Raw genomic sequence first — 13,996 nt, forward strand, 5'->3', positions numbered from 1 at the left:
GCGATTCTCCCGCACCTCCGCGCCACGCCTGCCGTCGGCGGCGAAACCCGTCACGATGGCATCGTGCTGGGACTGGAGATGGCGGTCGTGCTGGGCGCCGCGCTGGTGCTGTGCGGTGCGCTCGCGCGCCGCTTCCCGATCGCGCCCGCGATCCTGCTGGTGCTCGCCGGCGTCCTCGTCGGGTTCGCGCCACACCTGCGCGAGGTGCAGCTGCCGCCCGAGGTCGTGCTGTTGGTCTTCCTCCCGGTGCTGCTGTACTGGGAGAGCCTGACGACCTCGCTGCGCGAGATCCGCAACAACCTGCGCGTCGTGCTCCTGACCAGCACCGTCCTGGTCTTCGTGACCGCGGCGGCGGTGGCGGCCGTCGCCCATGCGCTGGGGCTGGCGTGGGGACCCGCCTGGGTGCTCGGTGCAGCGCTCGCCCCGACCGACGCCACCGCGGTCGGCGTCCTGGCCCGACGGCTGCCGCGGCGGACCGTGACCACGCTGCGCGCGGAGAGCCTGATCAACGACGGCACCGCGCTGGTGATCTACGGGCTCGCGGTGGGGGTGACCGTGGGGGAGGAGTACCTCTCACCCGCCCACGTCAGCGGGCTGCTGGTGCTGGCCTACGGCGGCGGACTGCTGGCGGGCGCCGCCGTGGGGCTGCTGAGCTGGCAGGTGCGGCGTCGGATGGACGACCCGATGCTCGAGAACCTGGCGATGCTGGTGACCCCGTTCGCGGCGTTCCTGCTGGCCGAGGCCGTGCACGCCTCCGGGGTGCTGGCCGTCGTCGCCTGCGGGCTGTTCCTCAGCCAGGTCACGCCGCGCATCACCGGCGCGGTCACCCGGCAGACGTCGGTGCCGTTCTGGACGGTGACCACGACGGTGATCAGCAGCTCGCTGTTCGTGCTCGTGGGCCTGCAGGCCCACACCGCGGTCCGGGCGCTCCCCAGCGCCTCGCTCGGCCGGGCGGTGGTCGACATCCTGGTGGTCACCGCCGTGGTGATCGGTGTCCGGTGGGCCTGGCTGTACACCACGCCGTACCTCATCAGGGCCCTCGACCGGCGGCCCGAGCAGCGCCTGCGCCGGGTCGGGGCGCGGCAGCGGTCGGTGAGCGCGGTGAGCGGGTTCCGGGGAGCGGTGTCGCTGGCCGCGGTGCTGGCCGTGCCGCAGACCCTGGACTCCGGCGCCCCCTTCCCGGACCGCGACCTCATCGTCGTGATCACCTCCGGGGTCATCGTGCTGACCCTGCTGCAGGCGCTGCTGCTGCCGCGGGTGGTGCGGTTCGCGCGGCTCCCGCCGGACGACTCCGTCACCGAGGAACGCCGCTACGCCCAGGTGTTCATCATCGACGCGGCGATCGACTCGCTGCCGGAGACGGCCCGGGAGCTCGGGGTCGACGAGGACATCGAGCGGCGGGTGCGCATCGAGATGGAGAAGCGGCGCCAGGTCGCCGCCGCGGACGGGCCCGAGGCGGACCAGGTGCTGCGCCACGACGACCAGTACGCGAACCTGCACCTCGCGCTGATCGCCCGCAAGCGCGAGGCCCTGCTCGAGCTGCGGGACGAGCGGCGGATCGACGACATCGTGCTGCGTCAGGTCCAGTCGGGGCTGGACGTGGAGGAGATCCGGTTCTCCCGGCCCGACCCCGTGGAGTGAGCGGGGCTCACTCGCTGCGGGTCGGCTCGGACTCGTTCTCGGCGTCCAGCTCCCGGGCGGCGGCGTCGGTGGCGCCCGCGTCCGACGGGACGGCGGAGTCGCGCGTCCCGCCCTCGTGGTCGTAGCGGTCGCGGGCGGTGCCGCCGCCCGCCCCGGTCAGGGCGTGGTCGTCGCCCTCGCCGCCGGGGGCGTCCCCGGTGCGGTCGGAGGTGTGCTCGGTCCTGTGCTCGGTCACGGGGTGCTCCTCAGTCGGTGGGCTCGTCGCCGGGGGCGGCGCCCTGGGCGTCGTCCGCGCTCGGCTGCCCTTCGACGTCCGTGTCGTCGGTGCCGTCGTGGCGGTCCTGGTCGACGCGGTGGCCGAGGACCTCCTCCTCGAGCCGGTCGACCTTCTCCTCGAGGTGGTGGGGGTCGTCGGGTCGGGGATCGCGGGCTTCGCTCATGCAGGCTCTCCTGTGGGTCGGTCGACGAGGTCGAGCCGGTCGGGCTCGTCGTGCGGGTGCATCCGACCGGGGGCGTCGGGGTCGGTGGCGGGCGGCGGGGCGAGCGCGTCCCCGGACCCCGAGGGACCGAGCACGACCCGCACGGCGCTGCCCGGGTCCACGGACAGGGCGGCCGCCGGATCCTGTTCGACGACGGGTGCCGAACTCGTGGCGACGACCCCGTCGCCGGTGACCACGATCACCCCCGCCTCGGCGCCCAGCGCGACCGCCTCCGACCCCGTCAGCCCGACGAGGGCCGGGACCACCACGGACCCGCTCATGCCTGCCATGACCGAGGACTACCCGGCCGGACCCGCTCGTACGCGGGATCAGCGCCCCCGTCTGCTGAGCAGGTGCGCCCGGTCGAGGAGCAGGCGCCCGAGCGTCGGGATCCGCTTGTCGTCGAAACGGGACCGGACGCCGGTCAGGCTCAGCGCGGACGTCGGTCGTCCGGTGGCGTCGAAGACCGCCGCCCCCAGCCCCCAGCTGCCCTCGACGACCAGGCCCGGGTTGACGGCGTAGCCGTGGTCCCGGGTGGTGGCGATCCGGCGCCGCACGGCGCGCCGGGAGTGCGCGGTGCCCCAGCGGGTCGTGAGGTCGGTGGCGTCGAGGTAGTCGTCCGCCTCGTCGGCCGGCAGGTGGGCCAGGATCACCAGCCCCGCCGAGGCGACGCCGAGCGGGAAGCGGATGCCCTCGTGCAGGACGTGCGAGCGCAGCGGGAAGCTGCCCTCGCACTCGGCGAGACACACGGTCTCCCGGCCGCGCAGCACGGAGAAGTAGGCGCTCTCCCCGGTCTGCTCCGCGAGGTCGGCGAGGACGTCCCGGGCGTGCGGGCTCACGTCGTAGCGCGGCGCGGCCGCGGCGCCGAGCAGGAACAGCTCCGGGCCGAGGTGCCAGCGCCCGGTGACGCCGTCCCGGTCGACGAAGCCCTGGTCGGCGAGGTCGGTGAGCAGCCGGTGCGCGGTGGGGCGGGGGAGCCGGGTGCCGCGGGCCACCGCGGAGGTGGACGCGCCCGCGGTGCCCAGCGCCCGCAGGACCAGACCCACCTTCGCGACGACGGACGCACCGCTCGGGTGCGACACCTCGGGCCCCTCCACACCGCGATCCTACGTCCGGGGAACAGACGGGTTCGGCGTGGAGCGTCCGCTGAACGGACGCTACCTTGGCGCCTGCGGCCCGGCCGGGTTCCCTGCCCGGGGCGCACGACAGGCCCGCACGACACGAGGAGTCGACATGGACAAGGTGGTCACCGCCGACCGGGCGTTGGCCGACATCCCCGACGGAGCCACCCTCGCGGTCGGCGGGTTCGGGCTCTGCGGCATCCCCTCGACCCTGATCGCGACGCTGCAGGCCGCGGGCACGACGGACCTGGAGGTCGTGTCCAACAACTGCGGCGTGGACGACTGGGGGCTCGGGATCCTGTTGTCCGCCAGGCGGATCCGGCGGGTGACCGGCTCGTACGTCGGGGAGAACAAGGAGTTCGCCCGCCAGTACCTCTCCGGGGAGCTGGAGGTCGAGCTCTGCCCGCAGGGCACGCTCGCGGAGCGGCTGCGGGCCGGGGGCTGCGGCATCCCGGCGTTCTTCACCCCGGCCGGCGTCGGGTCCCAGATCGCCGACGGCGGCCTGCCCTGGCGCTACGCCTCCGACGGGACCGTGGCCGTGGCCTCGCCCGCCAAGGAGGTCCGGGACTTCGGCGGGGTCCCGCACGTGCTGGAGGAGGCCATCGTCACCGACTTCGCGCTCGTCGCGGCGGCGAAGGGCGACCGGCACGGCAACCTCGTGTTCGACAAGACCGCGCAGAACTTCAACCCGCTGTGCGCCATGGCGGGTCGGGTCACGATCGCGGAGGTGGCCGAGCTCGTCGAGCCGGGCGAGCTCGACCCGGCGCAGGTGCACCTGCCCGGGGTGTTCGTCCAACGCGTGGTGCACGCCCCGGACGTCGAGAAGCGCATCGAGAAGATCACCGTCACGGAGGTGTCGGCGTGAGCCTGACCCGTCACCAGATGGCCGCCCGGGCCGCCGCGGAGCTGCGCGACGGCGAGTACGTCAACCTCGGCATCGGGCTCCCCACCCTGATCCCGAGCTTCCTGCCGGACGACGTGCACGTGGTCCTGCACAGCGAGAACGGCATCCTCGGCACCGGGCCCTACCCGGCCCGCGCGGCCGTCGACCCCGACCTGATCAACGCGGGCAAGGAGACGGTGACCGTCCGGCCGGGCGCGGCGTTCTTCGACTCGGCCCTGTCCTTCGGGATCATCCGCGGCGGTCACCTCGACGTCGCGGTCCTGGGCGCGATGCAGGTCTCGGAGACCGGCGACCTGTCGAACTGGGCGGTGCCCGGCAAGATGGTCAAGGGCATGGGCGGTGCGATGGACCTCGTCCACGGCGCCCGCCGGGTGATCGTGCTGATGGAGCACGTGGCCAAGGACGGCTCGCCCAAGATCCTGCGCGAGAACACCCTGCCCTACACCGGCCGGGCCGTGGTCAACCGGATCATCACCGACCTCGCCGTGATCGACGTGACGCCGGACGGCCTGGCACTCGTGGAGACCGCCCCCGGGGTCACCGAGGACGAGGTCCGCGCGGCCACGGACGCGCCCCTCACGGTCTGACGGGCACATCCGCTCAGCCGGGGCGGAAGACGGCGAGGGCGCCCGCGAGCATGGCGTAGTAACCGATGAGCCAGGTGAGGGCGGCGAGGCTGCGCTCACCGAGCGCGGCCCGGGCCCGGGCGTAGAGCTCGTCGGGCACGGCGTGGGTGCTCAGCAGGGTGCGCGCGAGCTCGACCGCGCACGCCTCCGCGTCGGTGAGGTCCGGGGGCGGGGCGCCGTCGAGGAGGGCCTGCAGCTGCGGTGTCGTGAGACCCCTGCTCGGGGTCCAGCTCGGCCCTGGCCAGGGGGTGGGTGCGGGCGGGACCCGCGAGGGGCCGTCCGACCAGGTCGTCGGTCACGCGGTGCTCCGTTCAGGCTTCGGGCAGCTCGCCGATCAGCTCCCGCAGCTGGTGGCGGTCGGTGACCCCGAGCTTGGGGTAGGCGGCGTGCAGGTGGGAGCCGACGGTCCTGGGGGAGAGGTAGAGCTGGTCGGCGATCTCCTTGTTGCGCAGGCCCCGGGCGGCGGGCAGGACGACCTCGCGCTGCGGCGGGGTGAGCGTGCCGAGGTGGTCGGTCGGGGTGGGTGCGGCCGGCGCGGTCCGGGCGGTGGCGCCGCTGGCCCGGAGCTCGTTGCGCGCGGTCGCGGTCGGGGGTGCGCTCCGCCGCGCGCTGGAACGCCTTGGCCGCCGTGTGCACACCCCCGCGCATCCGGGCGACCGCTACGGTCTGCTCGAGGGCGGCGGCGACCGCCTCGTCGGGGGCGACGCTCGCCTCGGCGAGGTGCGAGGCGTGGCGCACCGGGTCGTCGACGAGACGCGCGGCGGCGACCTCGGACAGCGGACCGAGCTCGACCAGCGAGACGGTGGCCTCGATCCGCGGGGGACGCACCGTGGAGCGCGCGGCCGGCAGCAGCGCGACGCGCTCGGTGATCAGCCTCGCAGCACGAATGTCAGCACCTCGGCGGTGTCCCGGTCGACGAGCTGCAGGTCGTCCACGATCACGACGAGCGGCCTGCGGGCGGAGACGGTCTCGAGCAGGGTCAACACGCCGGTGCGGACCGCGACGGCCTCGGTCGGTGCCGGTTCGCGCAGGAGGCCGACGGCGGTGCGCACCGCGCCGCCGATGTCCGGCGGCAGCGCGTCGATCTGCGGGAACACGGGCTTGAGCTTTCCCGAGATCGGCGCTCGGGGGTTCTCCACTCGGCCCGTCGAGAGGACGAGGCCCGATGGCGACGGAGGAGACCGGCCGGTCACCCGAGCTGGACCCCTGGCGGGCCTACCCAGCACGACGAGATCACCGCCTCCCCGCTGCGCGCCACCCTCGACGACCTCGCCGGGCTGCCCGAGGCCCTCGTGATCGTCGGCGAGGCGGACGTCCTGCGGGACGAGGTCGAGGCCTACGCCGCCGAGCTGCGGTCCGCGGGCGTGCCGGTCACCGCGGTGCGCTTCCAGGGCATCATCCACGACTTCGTCATGCTCGACGCCCTGCGCGACACGCACGCCGCCCGTACCGCCACGAGGCTCGCGAGCGAGTTCCTCCACGACGCACTGCACCCCTGATCCACCGCCGAGAAGGAGTCGCTCATGCCCCAGCCCACCGTCGTCCTCGTGCACGGCGCCTTCGCCGACGCCGCGAGCTTCGCCCCCGTGGTCTCCGAGCTGCTGTCCTCGGGGGTGACGGTCCGGGTCCCGGCCGTGCCCAACCGGAGCCTGATCGGCGACGCGGAGTACATCGCCTCGGTCGTCCGCGCGATCGACGGCCCCGTCCTGCTCGTCGGCCACTCCTACGGGGGCGCGGTGATCACCGTGGCCGGTGCCGAGGAGAACGTCGTCGGCCTGGTCTACCTCGCGGGCTACGCGCTGGAGGAGGGGGAGAGCCTCGCCGAGCTGCAGGGCCGCTTCCCCGACTCCCCGCTCGCGACCGCCCTCGTCCAGACCCCCTACCCGGGTGGCGTCGACATCACCGTGGACGTCGAGCGGTTCCCGTCGATCTTCGCGGCGGACGTCGACCCCGAGGTCGCCAAGGTCCTCGCCGTCGGGCAGCGGCCGCTCGCCTACGCCGCGTTCGGCGAGGCCGCCCCGGCCGCCGCCTGGAAGACCAGACCCAGCTGGGGCGTCGTCTCCTCGTCCGACACCACGATCAACCCGGACGTCGAGCGGTTCGGCTACGAACGGGCGGGCGCCGCGGTGACCGAGATCGACTCGTCCCACCTGGTCATGCTGGCGCACCCCAAGGAGGTCGCGGACGTCATCCGCACCGCGCTCGCGGCGGTCGGCTGACCCGCCCCGGCTCCACACTGCGCTACGCGTTGAGGTACCGGATGACCGCGAGCACCCGGCGGTGGTCGTCGTCGGTGAGCGCCAGGCCGAGCAGGTCGTAGATCCGGGAGACGTGCTGCACCACGGCCTTCTCGGAGATGCCCAGCCTGCGGGCGATGCCCGCGTTCGTCCGGCCCTGGGCCAGCAACGCGATCACCTCGGTCTGCCGGGGCGTCAGGTCGTCGAGCGGGTCCGGCGCGGAGCGGGCCCGGTGGAGCATCGCGGAGACGACGTCGGGGTCGAGGACGGTGCCGCCACCGGCCACGGTCCGGACGTCCCGGCAGAAGCCCGCCACGTCCGCGACCCGCTGCTTGAGCAGGTAGCCGACCCCGGCCGGACGGTCGGAGAGCAGCTCGTAGGCGTACTGGCGGTGGACGTACTGGGAGAGCACCAGCACCGCGGTGTCCGGGCGCTCCGCGCGGATCGCGAGGGCGGCGCGCAACCCGTCCTCGGCGTGGTCGGGCGGCATGCGGATGTCGGTGAGCACGAGGTCGGGCCGCTGGTCGCGGGCGAGCCGGACGAGGTCCGGCGCGGTGTCGGTGGCCCCGACCACCTCGCAGCCCGCACCCTGGAGCAGGAGGACGAGACCCTCGCGCAGGAGGGCCTCGTCCTCGCCGATCACGACTCGCACGGCAGCTCGACCCGCAGTCGGGTGCCGCGGCCCGGGGGACTGAGCAGGTCCAGCCTGCCGCCGAGGGCGTCGACGCGGTCGGCGATGCCGCGCAGCCCCCCGCCCGTGAGGTGGGCGCCGCCGACCCCGTCGTCTCGCACCTCGACGGCGAGGTGGCCGCCGTCGTGGGTCAGTGACACCCACAGCGCCCGCGCGGCCGCGTGTTTGACCGCGTTGGACAGGGCCTCCGCCACCGTGAAGTACGCGGCGGTCTCGACCGTGACCGGCAGCCGCGCGTCCTCCTCGGGCAGGCGGACCGTGCTGGGCAGCGGCATCCGGTCGACCAGCTCCCGCAGCGCGGCGACCAGCCCCCGCTGGACCAACAGGGCGGGCATGATGCCGTGCACGAGCCCGCGGAGCTCGGCGATGGCCGTCTCGGCGTCGGTGCGCACCGCCCGGGCCTGCTCGTCCACCGGCGGCGCGGTCCGGTCGGCGAGAGTGCCCGCCCGCAGCGCCAGCACGACGAGCCGGGCCTGCAGCCCGTCGTGGAGGTCCCGGGCCAGGCGCCTGCGCTCGAGGTCCCCGGACTCGACGATGCGGGCGCGCGACTCGCGCAGCGCGGCGCGACCGGCCAGCAGCGCGGCGGTGAGGCGTTCGCGCTCCATCGCCAGCGCGACCACCCGGCCCGCCGCCCGGACGGGCTCCGGGTCGGCGAGGGACACCGCGTCGTAGACGATGGCCCCGACGTCGTCGATCTCGACGGCCGCCCGGGCGCCGCCCGCCGGCGGCAGGGCCACCGGCCTGCCGGACGCGTCGGCGTGGCACCGCTGCTCGGGCAGCCAGAACAACAGCTCCAGGGAGGGATCGCCCAACGTGGCGGCGAGCGCGTCCCGCAGCTGCGGCCGGTCGCCCTCCGCCGCGCCCAGCCACGCGCCGAGCTCCTCGACCTCGGCGGTGCGGGCGAACCCGCCGCGCAGCAGGCCCGCGAGGAAGGCGACCGGCACCCCGGCCATCACCGTGAGCTGCAGGGCGAACAGGGTCGCGGGATCGATGTCGACGAACCGGGTGAGGATCGAGCTGCTCGTCAGGAACAGGATGGTGAGGATCCCGTAGCCGGACACCGCGGCGAGCACCCGTCGTTGGGCCCGGTCCGCCACGCGCATCCGCCGCACCAGCACGAACGCGCTCAACGCCACGACGACGAAGCCGGCCGCCGTCGTCACCCGGGCGAAGGCCTCGGCGAGGTCGGGCCGGTCCGCGACGGACAGCACCGGGGGCACCCCGGGCAACGGCCGGAAGACGTAGCTCGGCACCGGCAGGACCAGCGTGACGACGTACCCGCTCACGGCCAGCCGCCGGGAGAACCGGTCGGGCAGCCTGCCGGACGGGAACGCCAGCAGCAGGTGCAGCAGCACCCCGATCGGCAGCTGCGCGAGCACCGTGCCGACGATCGCGGTGGCCGTCGTCGCGATGTTGCTCGCCGCGGAGGCCGACAGGCTGAGTCCGCACAGACACAGCAGCGCACCGGTCCGCCCGGACGGGCGGCGCCACCAGGCCACCAGGCCCGCCGCGAGATAGCAGGCCCCGGTCAGGGCGTAGCCGACCAGCGCCGGGACGGGGCCCGCACCCTCGTGCACGAACAGGGCGATCTCCAGCGCGGTCAGCCCCGCACCGACCACCCCGAGCTGGACGAGGGCGAGGCGCAGCGAGGCCCGCAGGGGCGACTCGGACCGGGCGCTGCTCACCGCGGCAGATCGTCTCCTACATCCCGACGACGGTCCAGTCGGCGACCCGACCGGACCCAGGTCCCTCCCGCACTGGACCCAGGTCCATTCCGGGCGGAGGCGATCGCCGCAGAGAATTCGCTCCGCCGCCGCTGCCCGGCGGCGGCCGTCGGGGGCACCGACCTGTGGAGGATCCTGCATGACGACCGTCACGGCCCGCGTCGGCTGCGCCGCCCTCCTGGCGGCCGTCCTCACCCTGGCCGGGTGCGCCTCGTCCCCGCCGCCGGAGCCGACGACCACGGCGGCCGCCTCGAACGCCTCGGCCGCGCTCCCGGTGGGCCCCGATGCGACGGCCGTGCTCACCCCGATCGCCGCCCGACCCCTGTCTCCCGAGATCTACCCGGTCCTGGGCGCGGACGACCGCCTCCACCTGGCGTACGAGCTCCAGATCGTCAACATGAGCGGCGGGCGGGTGCTCCTCGACAGCGTGGCCGTCCTGGGCGACGGCGACACCGCGCTCACCACGATCCCGCAGGCCGACCTGCGGCTCCGGCTCGCCGGGGGTGCGAGTGGTGACGCGTTCGGCCCGGGCCAGGCCGCCGATCTCTTCCTCGACGTGACCCTCCCGGCGGACGCGACCCCGCCGCAGGTCGTCCGACACACCTTCGCCGTGGCGATGCCCGACGGCGCGACGAAGAACCTCACGTTCACCGGCGTCCCCGTCGCCGTGTCCGACCAGCAGGCGGTCGTCGTCGCGCCGCCGCTGAAGGGGAAGGGCTGGGTCGCGGGCAACGGCTGCTGCGACGCCGTCACCGCCCACCGCGGCGCGACGCTCCCGGTGGACGGCACCATCCGCGTCGCGCAGCGGTTCGCGATCGACTTCGTGCAGCTCGACGCGGCCGGGCAGCTCTACACCGGCGACCCCGCCGACAACGCGTCCTTCCCGTTCTTCGGCGACGAGATCCTCTCCGCGGCCGACGGGACGGTGGTCCGGGTGCTCGACGGTGAGCCCAACCAGCCGCCCGGCACCCTGCCTGCGGGCGCGAACCTGCAGAACGCGGACGGCAACTACGTCGTGGTGGACATCGGTAGCGGCCGCTTCGCGTTCTACGCCCACATGCAGCCCGGCACGGTCCGGGTGAAGGTCGGGGATCAGGTCAAGACGGGGGACGTCCTCGGGATCCTCGGCAACAGCGGCAACACCGATGCCCCGCACCTGCACTTCCACATCATGGACGGGCCGTCGCCCTTGCAGTCGAACGGACTGCCGTTCGTCTTGACGAGCTTCACCGGAACCGGTGTGGTCGGCGACGAGGCCGCGATCGTGGCCCCGTTCGCGCCGCAGGCACCCGTCGTCCCGATCGACGCCGCGACGTGGGCCGGGCCGCACCGCGACCAGCTCCCGCTGAACCTGCAGGTCGTCGACTTCGGCTCCTGACCAGCGCAGTGTGGAGCCACCACTGTCGTGTGAGGGCTCCGAAACGACAGTGGTGGCTCCACACCGCCTACGGGGTCGAGCGGTGCGCGCCCGACCAGGCCAGCCCGGCGACGACCGCGTCCTCCAAGAACGCGCCGGGGAGGTCGGTGCCGAGCCGCTCGGCCAGCACCGCGCGCAGGCGAACGCCGCCGAAGGCCGTGGCGAGCGCGGCGCCCACCGCGGCGGTCGCCTCGGCCAGGTTCCAGACGTCGGGATCCCGGGTGGTCCGCAGGCCCGCCGCGACGGCGGCGACGGGGGCGAAGAGGAGCCGCGGAGCGAGGCCCGGCACCTGGGTGCGGGGCGGGGTGACGGGCAGCTTGTCCGCCACCACCTCGCCGAGCGCGAACAGGCAGGCGACGGCCCGGCCCGCGGGCGTGCCGAGCCGGCTCGCCACCCCGCGGTCGGCGACGGTCGAGCTCAGCGCCACGGCCGCCGGACCGGCGCTGCTGCGTCCCCCGGTCGCCGCGCCGAGCGCCGCCGCCCGCGCCAGCCGGGCGAGCAGTTCCCGCGCCGGGTGCGGCAGCCGGTCGGCCGCGGCGGTGGGGTCGGAGGTGCTCACGACGTCGCCGGGGCGCAGGTTCGGGCGAGGCCGTGCCGTGGAGAGCGCATGCCGTCGGCTACCCGCGCCGGGCGGGTCGAACCCGCAGCGACGCGCCGAAGCGCCCCGGTGGCGCTACCGCCCGTAGTGACCGAGGGTGGAGGCCACCATGACGGCAGAGCCGAACACCACGGAGCCCTGGCTCTCCCTCGTCGTCGACGCGTCGCCTGCCCTGCTGGCGGTGGTCCGCGGGGGGATCGAGGCCTGGCTGAGGAACCTCCGCTGGCGGCCCGAAGACATCGCCCCCGTCGTGTCCGCGGTCAGCGAGGCCGCGGGAAACGCGATGGAGCACGCCTACCGCACGGAGGAGCCGGGCACGGTGACCGTCGACCTGGCGGTCGAGCGGACCTCGGCGGGCCGGCGGGTGTGCGTCGAGGTGTCCGACCGGGGGAGCTGGCGACCGGCGGGCTCTGAACCGGGACGCGGCAACGGGATCGCCCTGATGTCCGCCCTGATGGCGGAGGTGCGCGTCGACGCCCGCCCCGAGGGGACCACCGTGCACCTGTGCTCGCCGTGGCTCCACCCGGGCTGACCGTTACGGCACCCGCGCTGCGTCGTCGGCATAGGGGAGCGCGACCAGGTCGAGCACGTAGCCCGCGACGCTGTCCGGCGGGGCGCACAGCCGCAGCGGCGCGCCGGGGAGGGCGTCACGCATCGCCCCGTGCAGCACCGCCACCCCGCCCGCGGTCAGCCGGGTGACCCCCGTCAGGTCCACGGTGAGCGGTCGGGTCCCGGCCTGCGTCCGGTGTCGGAGTTCGGCCTGCAGCCGGACGGCGGTCGCCTCGTCGACCGCACCGTCCAGCCGGATCCGGGCTCCGGACGCGGTGGACGCGGTGGACCGGTCCCGGATGGCCAGCCGGTCCCGCGCCCCGTCGCCCGGCGGGACCGGTGCGGGACCTGCGCTGAGCAGCCGCGCCGGGTGGGCGGGGCGGAAGCAGACCGTCGCGGACGTGCCGTCGACCCGACGGTCGAGGAACAGCTCACCGCAGAGGTGGCGGGTCATCGCGAGCCCGCGGCCCAGCCCGCCCGGTGGGTCGCGCTCGGTACAGCGCCAGATCCCGTGGTCGGACACCCGCAGCCGCAGCTCCCCGTCGTCGGTGAGCGCACCTTCGAGCCGGACGGTCTCCGAGCCCGCCCCGACGTAGGCGTGCTCGACCGCGTTGGTCATCAGCTCGCCGACGGCGTGCTGCACCGAGACGAGGTCGGCCTCGTCGAGTCCCAGTCCCCGGAGCCACTCCGCGAGCACGACCCGGGACGCGCGCACGGCGGACGCCTCTGCCGACCAGGACATCCCCAGCGCGTCCGGCCGCCGGAGGCGCTGCGCGGACAGCAGCGTGAGGTCGTCGCTGTGCCCCGTCCGCCGCAGCAGGGCGTCCATGACGTCGACGCACGCCCGCTCGGCCGCCGCCCCCGGGACCCGGTGGTCGCCGTGTTCACCGACGGCGTCCGCGGCCACCTGCGCGAGCTCCACCGTGCCCGCGGTCGCGTCGCGTCCGGGGCGGTCCAGGACCCCGTCGGTGCAGAGCAGGACGAGATCGTCGGGTTCCAGCCGCGCGGCGGCGACGGCGCACGCCGATCCCATCCCGACCGGCCCGGAGCCCGACGGGGGCAGGTAGCGCGGCTCGCCGCCCGCGGGCAGCACCAGCGGCGGCGGGTGCCCCGCCGTGCAGTAGCGCAGCTCGCCGCTGTCGGGATCGAGCACGAGCAGACACATCGTGGCGCCGCGCACCTCGGGGGCGCGGCGGGCGAGTGCCTCGGCGGCGGCGCAGGTCTCGCCGATCGACGCCCCCGCGGCGAGCCGCTCCCCGACGAGGGTGCGGAGCCGGGCGGTCAGCACCGTGGCGGCGACGCCCCGCCCGCCGACGTCGCCCACCACGAGCCCGACCTGCCCCGCCGGGGTGGGGACGACGTCGAACCAGTCCCCGCGCGCGTCCGCGTCCGTCTCGGCGAGCAGCGCGCAGGCCGCGACCCGGACACCCGGGAGCAGGGGGATGTCCGTGGGGAGCACCGCCCGTTGCAGGTCGGCGCTCACGGCGGGGTCACCGACGCGCCCGACCGCAGCGAGATGGGCAGCTCCGTGATGACGGGGATGCCGAGCGCCTGCAGGACCAACCGGGCAGGGCGGTGCTCGCCGCACTGGAGCAGCAACCCACCACCCTGGTCCTCCTTGACGGCGCGTATCTCCTCGAGGAACCGGACCCCGGCGGCGGACAGGTGACCGACGTCGTCCAGGCTCACGACGAGCACCGACGCCGCGTCGAGCACCGGCACGAGGGCGCGCCGGAAGCGCGGGAGGGTCGCCAGATCGACCTCCCCGCCCACCGAGAGGATCGCGCACCGACCGTCTCGGGTCGGCGTGCACACGACGGTCGGTTCGTTCAGCAGCATGACGCCTCCGTTCCGGAGACGAGCGCTGGTGGTTGAACACGCGTCGCAGGAGAGTGTGACAGGTCGTGGCTCGACGGGACAGGCCGCGCACTACCCCGAATGGGCTCGCGTACTCATCTCGATTTCCCCCTGCACCACACCCGGGAACCCGGTACCGTGCCCCGCGTCGG

18 protein-coding genes and 1 pseudogene are annotated in these 13,996 nt (G+C 74.9%); 7 read left to right on the forward strand and 12 right to left on the reverse strand.

Annotated elements, in window-relative coordinates:
• Window positions 1-63 precede the first annotated feature (63 nt).
• A complete protein-coding gene (locus tag BLS43_RS22235) occupies window positions 64-1,641 on the forward strand; it encodes a Na+/H+ antiporter (protein ID WP_176921480.1) in 1,578 nt (525 codons plus the stop codon).
• Window positions 1,642-1,648: 7 nt separating this feature from the next.
• On the opposite strand, the gene BLS43_RS22240 is transcribed toward BLS43_RS22235, so the two are convergent.
• From BLS43_RS22240 to BLS43_RS22255, 4 genes are read right to left on the reverse strand one after another with little or no spacing between them, the layout of a single operon-like run.
• A complete protein-coding gene (locus tag BLS43_RS22240) occupies window positions 1,649-1,876 on the reverse strand; it encodes a hypothetical protein (RefSeq protein ID WP_093088448.1) in 228 nt (75 codons plus the stop codon).
• 10 nt (window positions 1,877-1,886) lie between these two features.
• Window positions 1,887-2,081: a hypothetical protein gene (locus BLS43_RS22245; protein WP_093088451.1), complete on the reverse strand. Its 195-nt coding sequence runs from the start codon at window positions 2,079-2,081 to the stop codon at window positions 1,887-1,889.
• The gene (locus tag BLS43_RS22250; protein WP_093088454.1) at window positions 2,078-2,410 is read right to left on the reverse strand and encodes a PASTA domain-containing protein; all 333 of its coding nucleotides are present in this window, start codon (window positions 2,408-2,410) and stop codon (window positions 2,078-2,080) included. The genes BLS43_RS22245 and BLS43_RS22250 overlap by 4 nt, the downstream gene beginning before the upstream one ends.
• A gap of 39 nt (window positions 2,411-2,449) precedes the next feature.
• Entirely contained in the window at window positions 2,450-3,217 is a 768-nt protein-coding gene (locus BLS43_RS22255) for an IclR family transcriptional regulator (protein WP_237197297.1), read from the reverse strand.
• Window positions 3,218-3,353: 136 nt separating this feature from the next.
• Here BLS43_RS22255 and BLS43_RS22260 point away from each other — a divergent pair, with 136 nt between their 5' ends.
• The gene (locus tag BLS43_RS22260) at window positions 3,354-4,106 is read left to right on the forward strand and encodes a CoA transferase subunit A (RefSeq protein ID WP_093088456.1); all 753 of its coding nucleotides are present in this window, start codon (window positions 3,354-3,356) and stop codon (window positions 4,104-4,106) included.
• A complete protein-coding gene (locus tag BLS43_RS22265) occupies window positions 4,103-4,732 on the forward strand; it encodes a CoA transferase subunit B (protein ID WP_093088459.1) in 630 nt (209 codons plus the stop codon). The genes BLS43_RS22260 and BLS43_RS22265 overlap by 4 nt, the downstream gene beginning before the upstream one ends.
• Before the next feature lie 13 nt (window positions 4,733-4,745).
• Here the strand turns inward: BLS43_RS22265 and BLS43_RS31745 are convergent, their stop codons facing one another.
• The 3 genes from BLS43_RS31745 to BLS43_RS22275 all read right to left on the reverse strand — a co-directional run bounded on the left by BLS43_RS31745 (window position 4,746) and on the right by BLS43_RS22275 (window position 5,868).
• Window positions 4,746-4,871, reverse strand: a complete 126-nt coding sequence (locus BLS43_RS31745; RefSeq protein ID WP_281245859.1) for a hypothetical protein — start codon at window positions 4,869-4,871, stop codon at window positions 4,746-4,748.
• Between the two features lie 211 nt (window positions 4,872-5,082).
• Window positions 5,083-5,409, reverse strand: coding sequence for a response regulator transcription factor (locus tag BLS43_RS22270; RefSeq protein WP_093088461.1), 327 nt, complete (start codon window positions 5,407-5,409; stop codon window positions 5,083-5,085).
• 231 nt (window positions 5,410-5,640) lie between these two features.
• A complete protein-coding gene (locus BLS43_RS22275) occupies window positions 5,641-5,868 on the reverse strand; it encodes a hypothetical protein (RefSeq protein ID WP_143030170.1) in 228 nt (75 codons plus the stop codon).
• 117 nt (window positions 5,869-5,985) lie between these two features.
• On the opposite strand from BLS43_RS22275, the pseudogene BLS43_RS22280 reads away from it, so the two are divergent.
• Together BLS43_RS22280 and BLS43_RS22285 are read left to right on the forward strand one after the other, a co-directional pair.
• Window positions 5,986-6,270 (forward strand): annotated as a pseudogene (locus BLS43_RS22280) (alpha/beta hydrolase); the annotation flags it as partial.
• Window positions 6,271-6,294: 24 nt separating this feature from the next.
• A complete protein-coding gene (locus BLS43_RS22285) occupies window positions 6,295-6,990 on the forward strand; it encodes an alpha/beta fold hydrolase (RefSeq protein WP_093088466.1) in 696 nt (231 codons plus the stop codon).
• 22 nt (window positions 6,991-7,012) lie between these two features.
• Here BLS43_RS22285 and BLS43_RS22290 read toward each other — a convergent pair whose 3' ends face one another.
• Both BLS43_RS22290 and BLS43_RS22295 read right to left on the reverse strand, forming a co-directional pair.
• Window positions 7,013-7,660, reverse strand: coding sequence for a response regulator (locus BLS43_RS22290; protein WP_093088469.1), 648 nt, complete (start codon window positions 7,658-7,660; stop codon window positions 7,013-7,015).
• Window positions 7,648-9,384, reverse strand: coding sequence for a sensor histidine kinase (locus BLS43_RS22295; protein WP_093088472.1), 1,737 nt, complete (start codon window positions 9,382-9,384; stop codon window positions 7,648-7,650). The genes BLS43_RS22290 and BLS43_RS22295 overlap by 13 nt, the downstream gene beginning before the upstream one ends.
• Before the next feature lie 178 nt (window positions 9,385-9,562).
• Here BLS43_RS22295 and BLS43_RS22300 point away from each other — a divergent pair, with 178 nt between their 5' ends.
• Window positions 9,563-10,801, forward strand: coding sequence for a M23 family metallopeptidase (locus tag BLS43_RS22300; protein WP_093088475.1), 1,239 nt, complete (start codon window positions 9,563-9,565; stop codon window positions 10,799-10,801).
• A gap of 67 nt (window positions 10,802-10,868) precedes the next feature.
• Here BLS43_RS22300 and BLS43_RS22305 read toward each other — a convergent pair whose 3' ends face one another.
• Entirely contained in the window at window positions 10,869-11,399 is a 531-nt protein-coding gene (locus tag BLS43_RS22305) for a hypothetical protein (protein ID WP_093088478.1), read from the reverse strand.
• A 148-nt stretch (window positions 11,400-11,547) separates the two neighbouring features.
• Here BLS43_RS22305 and BLS43_RS22310 point away from each other — a divergent pair, with 148 nt between their 5' ends.
• Window positions 11,548-11,970 (forward strand): ATP-binding protein, encoded by a 423-nt coding sequence (locus BLS43_RS22310; RefSeq protein ID WP_143030171.1) that lies wholly within the window; start codon window positions 11,548-11,550, stop codon window positions 11,968-11,970.
• Window positions 11,971-11,973: 3 nt separating this feature from the next.
• Here the strand turns inward: BLS43_RS22310 and BLS43_RS22315 are convergent, their stop codons facing one another.
• Together BLS43_RS22315 and BLS43_RS29570 are read right to left on the reverse strand one after the other, a co-directional pair.
• Window positions 11,974-13,470 carry a SpoIIE family protein phosphatase gene (locus BLS43_RS22315; protein ID WP_176921481.1) on the reverse strand — a complete coding sequence of 499 codons (1,497 nt, stop codon included), beginning with the start codon at window positions 13,468-13,470 and terminating at the stop codon, window positions 11,974-11,976.
• The gene (locus BLS43_RS29570; protein WP_143030173.1) at window positions 13,467-13,826 is read right to left on the reverse strand and encodes an STAS domain-containing protein; all 360 of its coding nucleotides are present in this window, start codon (window positions 13,824-13,826) and stop codon (window positions 13,467-13,469) included. The genes BLS43_RS22315 and BLS43_RS29570 overlap by 4 nt, the downstream gene beginning before the upstream one ends.
• Between the last annotated feature and the right edge of the window lie 170 nt (window positions 13,827-13,996).

This window comes from Pseudonocardia oroxyli, from assembly GCF_900102195.1.
GTDB lineage: Bacteria > Actinomycetota > Actinomycetes > Mycobacteriales > Pseudonocardiaceae > Pseudonocardia > Pseudonocardia oroxyli.

What these genes read in the sequence shown, in the direction of transcription:
- BLS43_RS22245 (WP_093088451.1), bottom strand. Translation starts at nt 2,081, where the DNA reads ATGAGCGAAGCCCGCGATCCCCGACCCGACGACCCCCACCACCTCGAG.
- BLS43_RS22250 (WP_093088454.1), bottom strand. Translation starts at nt 2,410, where the DNA reads ATGGCAGGCATGAGCGGGTCCGTGGTGGTCCCGGCCCTCGTCGGGCTG.
- BLS43_RS22260 (WP_093088456.1), top strand. Translation starts at nt 3,354, where the DNA reads ATGGACAAGGTGGTCACCGCCGACCGGGCGTTGGCCGACATCCCCGAC.
- BLS43_RS22285 (WP_093088466.1), top strand. Translation starts at nt 6,295, where the DNA reads ATGCCCCAGCCCACCGTCGTCCTCGTGCACGGCGCCTTCGCCGACGCC.
- BLS43_RS22300 (WP_093088475.1), top strand. Translation starts at nt 9,563, where the DNA reads ATGACGACCGTCACGGCCCGCGTCGGCTGCGCCGCCCTCCTGGCGGCC.
- BLS43_RS22310 (WP_143030171.1), top strand. Translation starts at nt 11,548, where the DNA reads ATGACGGCAGAGCCGAACACCACGGAGCCCTGGCTCTCCCTCGTCGTC.
- BLS43_RS29570 (WP_143030173.1), bottom strand. Translation starts at nt 13,826, where the DNA reads ATGCTGCTGAACGAACCGACCGTCGTGTGCACGCCGACCCGAGACGGT.